Below are 11,267 nucleotides of genomic sequence, written 5' to 3'. Positions count from 1 at the left end.
TCTTACAAAATATATACATCAGCTTGAGGAGGTGGTGATGGAAGAATTTGCACAAAATAAAATTCATAAAATAGCGATTGTAGGGATGGATTGCTATTTGGGTGGCGGCTGCAAGGGATTAGATACCTTTGAACGCAGTATTTATGAGGGAACTCAGCATTTTATTTCCAGACCTCCTCAGCGATGGCAAGCAATAGAAGCACAACAACAGTTGTTGAAAAACTACAGTCTTCCCGATGGTGTAGCACCATTAGGTGCATATATTAAAGATTTTGAAATTGATACTTTCAGTTTAGAAATACCACCAGAAGAAGTAGACAATTTTAACCCTCAAGAACTGTTGATGCTTCAGGTTGCTGATAATGCTCTAAAAGATGCGGCACTTCGTAAAAGTACGAGAATAGCAATTATTATTGCTATTACTAAAGATCTAACTCTGCATCAACAAAAAGAGCAAGTTGAAGATAATGAATATACCGACTACATCGAAAACAGTCCAGCTAATTATATTTCCAAACTGTGGAATTTTGCTGGACCGACATTCACATTAATTGCCGAACAAAATTCTGTTTTTAAAGCCTTGGAGCTTGCCCAAAAGCTACTCGCAATCAGAGAAGTAGACGCTGTTTTAGTCGGTGCGATTGACCTTGCTGGGGATGGCGCTAGTGTTTTACAACGAAATGAAATAACAAAAGTTAACACAGGTGTGAATACTCTCAGTTACGACCAGAAAGCCAATGGCTGGATAGTCGGTGAGGGTGCGGCGGCTGTAGTATTGAAGCTCCACGAAACAGCAAAACGAGAGAACAATCGCATATATGCAACGATTGACGCTCTTAGTCTTGTGGAAAATTCAAAATCTAAAATTCACTCTCTCACGGTTCCAAATTCTGAAATGATAGCCCAGGCTTGTCAACAGGCTTTTCATCTTGCAGATATCAAACCAAGAGATATCAACTATTTGGAAGTTGTTGGTAGTGGAATTCCCCAGCAAGATGAGTCAGAAATTCAAGGGTTGCTCGCAGCTTATCGCACATTTGAGCCAAATTTAACTTGTGCGATCGGGAGTATTAAAGCAAATATAGGTCATACCTATGCTGCATCGGGGATAGTTAGCCTGATTAAAACAGCACTTTGCCTGTATCATCGTTACATTCCCGCAGTTCCCCAGTGGTCTGGTCCTAAAATGCCAGAGATTTGGCGAGATAGTCCCTTTTATGTCGCTTCTGAATCAAAACCCTGGTTTTTAGAAAAAGGAGCCACTAGAAGAATAGCTGCGATTAACGGGATGGAGATAGATGGGAGTTATGCACATTTAATTTTGTCAGAGGAAGTATATCAGCAACATCACAGCAGCAGGTATTTAGAGCAAATGCCTTACTATGTGTTTGCGATCGCAGCTGACGATCAATCAACCCTATTAGAGGAAATCCGTACTCTTCAACAAACCATTCAAAATTGTTCTTCCCTATCTACTGCTGCTAGGCTGACTTTTAAAGCTTTTCAACAGCATCAACAGGCAACTTATGCAGTAGCAATTCTCGGACACAATCAAGATGAATTGCAGCGCGAAATTCAGCACTCCCTCAAGGGTATTGTCAATGCCTTCAAGACAGGGAAAGACTGGCAAAGTCCTCTAGGCAGCTATTTTACAGCAAAACCACTAGGTCAAAAAAGTAAAATTGCTTTCGTTTACCCAGGTGCCTTTAGTGCTTATATCGGTCTAGGTCGGAATCTGTTTCGCTTATTCCCTCAACTTTACGACGATCCTTTCATCAGAAGCATCTACAACCGTGTCGCCAACGTAGAAAAACTTATTTATCCCCGAAGCTTAGAAAAATTGTCAAACAGGCAATTAGAAGTCCTCGAACAGCAATTGCTCAATGATTCAGTAGCAGTACTCGAATCAGAGATGGCCTGTGCTGGACTCATGACAGCAATTCTGAAAAATTATTTCCAACTCAAATCCGAATGTGCTTTTGGTTATAGCTTGGGCGAAATCAGTATGATGTTGGCTCAGGGTGTCTGGACTCAGTTTCAAGAAGGTAGCGAGGGCTTTAACTCATCATCTCTGCTGAAGACAAGGCTATCTGGTGAAAAAAATGCTGTGCGCGAGTATTGGGGATTACCTCAAGAGCAGAATCAACAAGGCGAAGATTTTTGGCGCAATTATATTCTCATGTGTCCAGTATCCCGCGTTCAGGAAACTATCAAATATGAAAACCGCGTCTATTTGCCTTTAATTAACACTACAGAAGAAGTTGCGATCGCTGGTGAAATCCAAGCCTGTCAGCGAGTTATCGCTAGCCTAAATTGTAATGCTTTTTCTGCTCCCTTCACCCATGTAATTCATTGCGAGGCAATGCGCTCTGAGTACGATGAACTTGTGAGATTAAATACATTACCTAGCCGAAACATCCCAGAGACTATTTTCTATTCCGCAGCTGAGTATAAACCCATTGACCTTGATAGCCATTCTATTGCTCACAATATTGCTCAAAATCTCTGTCAACAGCTTAATTTTCCTCAGCTAATTAATCGCGTCTATGAAGATGGCTTCAAAATATTCCTCGAAGTAGGTGCTGGTAGTAACTGTTCTAGATGGATTGATAAAACCCTTAATGCAAAAGAACACATCACAGTGTCTCTTAATAAAAGAGGTGTAGACGATCATGCTTCTATTATCAAAGCTTTAGCCAAACTCCTCAGCCACAGAGTTGATCTGGATTTATCACCACTATATTCTCAAGAGCCAGAAATTTTCAACCAAAGCCAACCTAGTGTGAAAACTATAACCTTGGACAATACCAAGATTAGTTACACATCTTTGAATAAAAAAAATCAAGAAATCCTTCAAGATATCTCTTTTAGATATCCCATCAAAACTGTTAATCAGCAGCAATCTCAACTATCAGAATTAAAGGAATTTCCAAAAATGAATTCTTCTTTGCTCTCTAATCCTACCAAAAGTCTTGAAAACACCTCTAGAAATCTAGAAAGTCTCCAAGAGCAAGTTAACTTTCAAAATAGCAGCCAACCTACTCAGTTATTGTTACAAGAACGCAATGAAAGTGTAGAAAAATTACAAATTAACGAAAATTTGGTAACAGAACAGGAAAATAATCAATTCGCTTTGACCCCTAGTTTGAAAACATCCAGCATTGTTGACGAAACCAATTTGCTCAATTTACACAGTCCTTACTATCAAAAGCTGAGTGAGAACGCTTCCAGGATGACCAAAGCTCATGCTGTCTTTTTACAAGCACGACAGGAGTCACTAAAGCAAATTAGCGTCATCATTCAGTTGCAAATAGCTTGTTATCAAAAGTTATTTGAATCATAATCATTTAAAGCAGCAAAGTAACCAGATTATTTGAATAAATAATTGGTACACAATCAAGTTTAGTAAGACAAGGGGCTTAAGCCCCTTGTTCTAGAGCAACCTCACAGGTAATCAGTATAAAATCTGCTGTAAATTCTTCAAACATTATCTGGTAAACAATTTTCTGGAACTGGAGGTTAAAAAAGATGATTGGTGCAGATAATATACTAAATAACAATGGTAACTACCTAAAAATTTCAGACTATATTTCCCAACAAAATCAAGTTTGGCAAGGTATTTTAGATTTTGTATCTTTTAACGAAAAAGGCATAAAATCTAAGCTTCTAAATTTAGAAAAGCCTTGTTATATTATTAGAGTTGAAGGAAAAGTTGGTGCAACTAACGAAGGTTATCTATATCCTTGCAACCAAGGAAAAACAGGACAGGCAGAAATATTAGTATCTACTCCACCTCTGTCAACTCGGCAATTAGGCGATTCAACTTTTCTCAAATTTCATGGTGTAAAATACGCTTATGCCACGGGCGCAATGGCTCAAGGGATTGCTTCTGAAGAACTGGTAATTGCCCTTGGCAAAGAGAAAATTTTAAGTTCATTTGGTGCTGGTGGCTTATCTCCTGCTCGGGTCGAAGCAGCCATTAAGCGTATTCAGCAAGCTTTACCCGAAGGACCTTACGCATTTAACTTACTCCACAGTCCTAGTGAGCCTGCTATTGAACGCGGTGTTGTTGATTTGTATCTTAAATATCAGGTGAGAACAATAGAAGCTTCCGCCTTCCTCGATTTGACTGACAACATTGTTTACTACCGCGCTGCTGGACTTAGTTTGAATGCGGACAATAAAATCGAAATCAAAAATAAAATTATAGCCAAAGTTTCTCGGAGAGAAGTTGCAATCAAATTTCTGCAACCTGCTCCAACAAAAATTTTGAAGCAATTAGTTGAGCAAGGTCTTATCAGTGAATTACAAGCAACTCTAGCTGAAAAAATTCCTGTAGCTGACGATATTACTGCCGAAGCAGATTCTGGTGGTCATACAGATAATCGTCCTCTAGTTTGTCTCTTACCTTCCATCTTAGAATTGAGAGATGAAATTCAAAGGAAATTTTCTTATGAAAAACCTGTCAGAGTCGGAGTAGCAGGAGGAATTGCTACGCCACAATCAGCATTAGCTGCCTTTATGATGGGTGCTGCTTATGTTGTAACAGGCTCGATTAACCAGTCTTGCATTGAAGCCGGAACTTCTCAACATACTAAACAATTATTGGCTCAAGCCGAGATGGCTGATGTGATGATGGCTCCGGCAGCAGATATGTTTGAAATGGGGGTAAAACTCCAAGTACTCAAAAGAGGAACTCTCTTTCCTTTACGAGCCCAAAAAATGTTTGAACTATACAAAAACTATGACTCAATTGAAGATATTCCCTTAGTGGAAAGAGATAAATTAGAAAAACAAGTTTTGAAAAAGAGCTTGGATGCAGTGTGGCAAGAGACAGTTACTTATTTATCTCAACGCAATCCTGATAAATTGGCCAAGGCTGTTAATAATCCCAAACTGAAGATGGCTTTAATTTTTCGCTGGTATCTTGGATTATCATCCCGTTGGTCTAACTTTGGTGAAAAAGGCAGAGAAATGGATTATCAAATCTGGTGTGGCCCTGCTATGGGCAGTTTCAATGACTGGGTTAGAGGTTCTTACTTATCTGAATCAAATAATCGTCAGGTAGTTGATGTTGCTAACCATATTATGACCGGAGCAGCATTTTTATACCGGATACAAAGTTTAAAAGTTCAGGGCTTACAAATGCCCGCTTATTACAGCGAATATCGTCCAGTTACTTTTAATTAAAGGAGGAAAATCAGATGAATACTGTTAAAATTGATAACCGAATTCCCAAGATTCAAAATAAGCTTTTCGAGCAGGCACATACTCAGCCTTTAGAATTAAAAACTGTTGCTATAGCTATGAGCAAGCAGGGAATTAAAGGAGAAAAACTTTACTCTCATCCAGGAATGCTACCCTTACCCATACCTATTTGTGAGTATTTATTTTCTTTTAATGCTCGTCAAATGTCAATTTTATCTGCGACATTTTTTGCTAACTTCTACAAGTATGTTGCCAATAGCGAATATCAGTCTCTTATATCCAATATGAGTATTGCTGAAAAAGTTTTTGCTTCCTACTCGGACGAATTTATGATTCTTCACCAGGAAACTAATGAAGAAATGGATCATATTTGGTCTTTTAGAACCGTATATAGTATGGTCTGCCGAGAAATAGGAATTCAAAGCTCCTTTGATGAGCCTGGTTTTTTCTATGGTTCTGTTGGTGCAATACCTCAATCAGATTTTGAAAACTTCGATACCCGTTTTACTTTTGATGAAGATTTAAATGAAACTCTGTTGAATCTTCAAAAGGGGAAAAGCTTTCTTAAAAAGATTGTAGAACAGACGCAGCAACGAGGCCAAAATTTTACATATCGAAATTTAAGGTTTATGATTGGGGATGCCATGAGGATGCTACCCGCCGAAAAAGTTCAAGAAAATGGCTTGGGTAGCTTAACTCTGCTGTATCGGTACATGGCTAACGTGGAGTTAAAAAAAAGCGAAGCCTATTTATTTGATTCACCTGAAAAGTTTGATTATGAACCATTAGCTTTTGAATTGAATCAAGGCCACTTAACAGATGAAGCACGTCATTACACAACATCTTTTGATTTAGGAGTAGAACTGTATAGGGTAGCTCCTCCAGAGGCTCAGGATTTCGTTCGATATTTCATGCAGCTAATTGTGGAAGACTATATTAGTGCTAGTTACACTACTTATTTGGAGAAATTAGACCTCACTGTGCAAGGAATCATGCTAACTGATATTAGAGTTGGGCTGAACTCACTAAGTATGTCTCTGCACCATCCTGAATTAGCTGATAAGCAAGCGGATATAAATCAATTAGTTAATTCTTGGAGACAGGTGAGTTCAAAGTGGCGCAATATAATTGGTTACATGGAACAAAAGAGTTGGCAATACAAATCTCAGCAGCTAGAGCGTCTGATAAAGGCATTGGGATTGGAGTTAAATACAAGTAAGCTAGGTAATCGCTATGAGCGTTACAAGGATGCTTTGGCAATTAAGGAAATTCAAAAAGTTGTTGAAGTAGCCTAAGGGTTGCTAAATCTGCTAACCCTCTTTCCTGACACTAGTGAGTTTAAAAATGATAGTATCTATTCATTTTGAAGACGACCAAAAAACACTTCAAGTCGAAGCAAACCAACGCTTAACTAAGATTTGTGATGAACATCCTAGTTCAATTTTATTTGGTTGTCGTTGTGTTGCTTGCGGAACCTGTCTTATAGAAGTTGTGAGTGGGATAGAAAATCTAACTCCTGTGATGGATGAAGAGCAGATTTTACTTGATGTGTTGGCTCCAGATAATCCCAATGTTCGCCTAGCCTGTCAATGCGTAGTGCAGGGTGATATTCGCATTCGGGTGGCTGATTAATTGATAAATGTCACGTAGCTCGATATGCGCTTAGGAGATATGCAGCAGTAGCAAAAGTAAAACTTTTTTCTAATATCTCCTACCTTAAACTTTTCAAAATTTTAGCCAGTACAGCAATCCTATCTAAGCTGTGAACAAAAATTATAGCCTGTTCATATCCTATTTAGGAATGCCATATATCTTATTCCTTTCACTTCAGAGGTGTGTAAATGAGTCAGTCTACTCCTGAGACAACTAAAAAGCAGTCTTATACCGCAGAAGAAATTCAAGCTTGGTTAGTATCTCATATTGCAGAGCAGCTAGGAGTTGAATCCAAGGATATAGATGTTAGTCAACCTTTAGACAGCTACGGTTTAGAGTCAGCCCAGGCAATGTTTCTTGTTAGCAAAGCCGAGAAGTTGTTTGGTTTTGAGCTATCTCCAATTTTATTGTGGCATTACCCCACTATTGAAACGTTATCCCAGCGTTTAGCGGAAGAATCCAAAGCTTCGCAGTCAGAGATTTTTGAGATTTGAACATCAAAGCTGTTCACGAACAGCTTATAGAAAAAGATTTTGATAGTTTGAAACTATGAATATATCCAGGTTTTTAGCAAGGCTTACTCAAAAGATTTTACAGGTTATCGAACAATAATTACAACCTAAATCAAGAATTAAGCTTGCAAATAATCAATCATTAGAGGGAACCAAAAGTAAATATGATTTACAACAGAAAGCTGGGACACCTTGAGCAAGCTATGGAAATCTTAAATAGCCGTGCTAAAACCTGGAACATAGTAACTATTAGTCGCATCAATGGCTATATCTGCGAAGAAACTCTGACACAGGCTTTAGACGTAATCCAATGTCGCCACCCTCGTCTAAATTCTAAAATTACTGGAGATAAAAATAGTCTTATCTTTCAAAGTCAAGAAATAGCAAATATTGCTTTACGCGTTGTCAAAAAGTTAGACAATGAGCAGTGGCAAGAAGTGGTTGATGAAGAGATGAACAACGGAATTGATAGTAGCAAAGGTTTACTGCGAGTTGTTCTTATTCATCTTTTGGGCGATCAGCATGTAAGTTACCTAATTACAACAATACACCATGCGATCGCAGATGGTTTGTCATCCATCCAACTTCACTCAGAAATCTTGACTTGTTGTCAAAAAATTGTATCTGGCAAACCAATTAATCCAGTTATTAGCTTAACTCCACTTCCACCTATCGAAGAACTAATGCCCAAATGGACTAAGGGATTTAGAGGTAGGATAAATAGCATTATCTTCTTGTTGCAGCTTGGGTTACAAAAAATCTGGAATCGACCAAAAACATTAGGTTTTGAAAAGTACGTATCTATTGAAAAGCGTAGTTGCAATATTATCCACAGACAACTTGACGAAGACTTAACCCAAAAATTTGTAAATCATTGTCGGCAAGAAAATACAACAGTACATAGTGCTTTGTGTGCTGTACTGATGTTTACAATAGGGAGAAAAATAATTAAAGATAATAGCAAAAATGCACGAGTAAACTGCCTATCATATTTTGATTTGAGGAGACACCTAGAACCAGCAATCAGTGATGATCAGATGGCTGTATTAGCCTCCTCTATTATGGAATTTCATACTATAGGGAGAAACACGTCTTTTTGGGAATTAGCCCGTGAGGTGAAACAAAAACTTGAAGTTAGTAAAAAATCCGGCGATCTCTTTAAAATGATTTTGATTGCCAAGCATCTCATAGATTTTTGTTTTATCTATCCCAAGCAAGTAGCTGCCACAGTGTCTGTTTCTAATGTTGGCAAAGTAAATATACCCAAATATTACGGTGAATTTGAACTAGAAGAAATCAGTTTCGCTGGTTCCCACGCTTTGTATGCAGGTGTTTTTGTTATCCACGCCTCAACTTTTCAAGGAAAAATGCTGTTAAATTTTGTTTTTTCTCAACCTTCAATCAGTCAGGGTACTATGGATCTTCTTGTAAACAATGTTATGTCTTATATTTTTGACATTTGCAATTTAAATTTAGACTCTAGTTTTATGCATAACTAGGATATTCATTTTTCAATTCATAGACTGACAAACCAATATTTAAAAAAATAGGAGATTCTAAAACCATGAACGCATCAGAGCTTGTAGCAAACCTTACTCAACAAGGTGTTCATTTATGGGTTGATAACGACAAGTTAAGGATTCGCTCACCAAAGGGATTAATTACATTAGATATGCAAGCAAAAATAGCTGCTTACAAAGCAGATATTGTGGCATTTCTGCATGAGATGGATGTAGCTTCCGACTTAAATTCAGTCCCTTTAAGTCAAGGACTAAATTTACAAACTATTGGTCGTTTAATTGGAGGTTTTTCAGAGCAATCAACTGTAGAATATAAGTCGCCAATTATTGATACTAAAGCTATGGCTCAGAAGTTGATAGTTACATTTAAACCTTTGCCTAATAGCTACAATAATCAAGAAATTCGGAAATTTCGCCAAGAGTTGGAAGTTAAACTGAGAGATTATGGTGTCAAAGTTTTATCTTGGGATGAAGCGATCGCAGAATTCAAATATGATCTAATAATCCCGGTAATTAACAAAAAGAGAAACTTTAAATTCAAGGGAGTTAAGTCAGAAGTTAACGCAATTATTGATGTAGAAATCCCTCCTTCCTTTTTGAGAAAATTGGGTATATTCGTAGCAGAAATCCTCTACAAAATTTATTCTCAATTTATCTTAAACGAGCGAAAAATACCTGTGATAAAAATAGCTAGATTAAGCAGTTGGGCTGAAGATCATGCAGCTAAATATGTTGACAACCCTAGCAAAACGCAAGTGATTGTAATTACTGACATAGACCATGATTTTATTAACCCTGCTATTCCATATAAACAAAAAATAAATATTGGAATAAACACTTTAATTAGAACATTTTCCGAAGTAGTTATTGGAGTATCATCTAATAAAATTTCTATACTAAATATGAATCTTTCAGACTCTATTTTTTCCAGGAGCGAGATAGAAAGGTTTGTCTTAAAATCGCTAATACCTAAAGTTTTTGTGCCGATTGCCCCACTTTTACTGAGCCGATTTGAGCTAGGACAGTATAATCCTCAAGAATCTAGCTATGCTGCAAAATTAGTGAAATTGGGTCAGGAATTGGCATCAACAGGTTTATTCCCTCCTGGTTTTAAATTGAATGAAGTGATTAAAAGAAAATCCCATAGAGATATTGTCAGCGTCATCATAAATGGTAGAACAGGTGTCTCTTATGGCTTTGTTGCTTATGCTGAACCTCCACAATATTTTGGAGATGTAGAAGTAACTAAAAAAGAGTGGGAAAGTCTACTACCTGTTAAGGGATTTAGTAGTAACGAACTTCGTCAAAATGAAAATGGTAGACGCTATGTCAAAATCAAAATATTAGAAAAATATGTATTTAGACAAATCCCCGATATTTGGCTTGTAAGTTCTCGTTCAGGGTCAAATAAAACAGACTTGAATATCGCTGACGATATTATCAGAATTGGGTTGAAAGAAAAGCTATATCTCCAACTTCCTAAAGTGATTCGTTCGGAATTAGCAGATATGAAACCTTCTTATGATATTTATGTCATGCTTGCGATTAGTCTTTCTGCGGCTTTGTATACACCAGAATTAATTAAAAATGGTGCGCCAATTGTTCATTTTCACGGCTACCCAGCATTTGATTGGTTTAAACCAAATGAATACTGTGTTGGAGTAAATAATCCTTCGGTACCTTGTGGAACCTATGAATCTGGTGTATTTAACTTTCTGGGTATTTCTAGCTTGGTCGAACAACAAGCTAGAAATATATCTTTAGTTAGTTTAGTAGAACCAGATCATGGCACAAATTTTATAGCTCATGATTTGGATTATTTAGTCGAAAGATTGAAAACTGGGTGTGCAGAAGGGCAAATTGAATTAGGTGGAAAACATTTTGCTTCTCTGAGATCGAAGGTAGAAGAATGTAGAGTCTAAATTTGTGAAAGAGGCTTTTAATTCTTACTGTTTAACCAAGAATTGCAAAGCATGATTCTCTTTGCTGCGGAACACGTGCGCGTAGCAAGCTTTAAAAGTAGGGTATGAGACAGCAAAGCTAAAGCATCTAATCAATAATAAGCTTAGGTCATTCACATAAAAATGCTAAAGCGTTATTTCTAGCATTTTTATACGGATGACTTTTTAATCTTTACAAAAAATTATTCAAGTATTGATCGAGTTGCGTATGAGTTGCATTTGAGTTGCAATTGAGTATCTTGCTGTCATAATATACTTATAAATCACAAGCTAATGAGATTTTTAGGTAGTATTCAAATGACTTTTGCTATATATGTAACAAGTGGAGAAAACACCTGAACTTGTACCAACAGTAAAGTTGTAGATTAAATCTGTAAAAATCGAAAACCAAACTATTATCATTATAGAAATTA

General features: G+C 37.2%; 7 protein-coding genes. All 7 read left to right on the top strand.

Going from position 1 to position 11,267, the window contains the following annotated elements; all coding sequences use genetic code 11:
• The first annotated feature begins 37 nt into the window (after positions 1-37).
• The 7 genes from NPUN_RS06595 (at position 38) to NPUN_RS06565 (ending at position 10,815) form a co-directional block, all read left to right on the top strand.
• Positions 38-3,343, top strand: coding sequence for a PfaB family protein (locus tag NPUN_RS06595; protein ID WP_012408030.1), 3,306 nt, complete (start codon positions 38-40; stop codon positions 3,341-3,343).
• A gap of 185 nt (positions 3,344-3,528) precedes the next feature.
• Positions 3,529-5,190, top strand: coding sequence for a PfaD family polyunsaturated fatty acid/polyketide biosynthesis protein (locus tag NPUN_RS06590; protein WP_012408029.1), 1,662 nt, complete (start codon positions 3,529-3,531; stop codon positions 5,188-5,190).
• A gap of 14 nt (positions 5,191-5,204) precedes the next feature.
• Complete coding sequence (locus NPUN_RS06585; protein ID WP_012408028.1) at positions 5,205-6,503, top strand: hypothetical protein; 1,299 nt, start codon at positions 5,205-5,207, stop codon at positions 6,501-6,503.
• 49 nt (positions 6,504-6,552) lie between these two features.
• A complete protein-coding gene (locus tag NPUN_RS06580) occupies positions 6,553-6,840 on the top strand; it encodes a 2Fe-2S iron-sulfur cluster-binding protein (RefSeq protein ID WP_012408027.1) in 288 nt (95 codons plus the stop codon).
• A gap of 209 nt (positions 6,841-7,049) precedes the next feature.
• The gene (locus NPUN_RS06575) at positions 7,050-7,355 is read left to right on the top strand and encodes a phosphopantetheine-binding protein (RefSeq protein ID WP_012408026.1); all 306 of its coding nucleotides are present in this window, start codon (positions 7,050-7,052) and stop codon (positions 7,353-7,355) included.
• Between the two features lie 182 nt (positions 7,356-7,537).
• Complete coding sequence (locus NPUN_RS06570; protein WP_012408025.1) at positions 7,538-8,872, top strand: phthiocerol/phthiodiolone dimycocerosyl transferase family protein; 1,335 nt, start codon at positions 7,538-7,540, stop codon at positions 8,870-8,872.
• Between the two features lie 65 nt (positions 8,873-8,937).
• The gene (locus tag NPUN_RS06565) at positions 8,938-10,815 is read left to right on the top strand and encodes a TubC N-terminal docking domain-related protein (protein WP_012408024.1); all 1,878 of its coding nucleotides are present in this window, start codon (positions 8,938-8,940) and stop codon (positions 10,813-10,815) included.
• Positions 10,816-11,267 lie beyond the last annotated feature (452 nt).

The sequence above is a fragment of the Nostoc punctiforme PCC 73102 genome (assembly GCF_000020025.1).
In the GTDB taxonomy this organism is placed as follows: Bacteria; Cyanobacteriota; Cyanobacteriia; order Cyanobacteriales; family Nostocaceae; genus Nostoc; species Nostoc punctiforme.
This window is presented reverse-complemented; position numbering and strand designations above follow the sequence as displayed.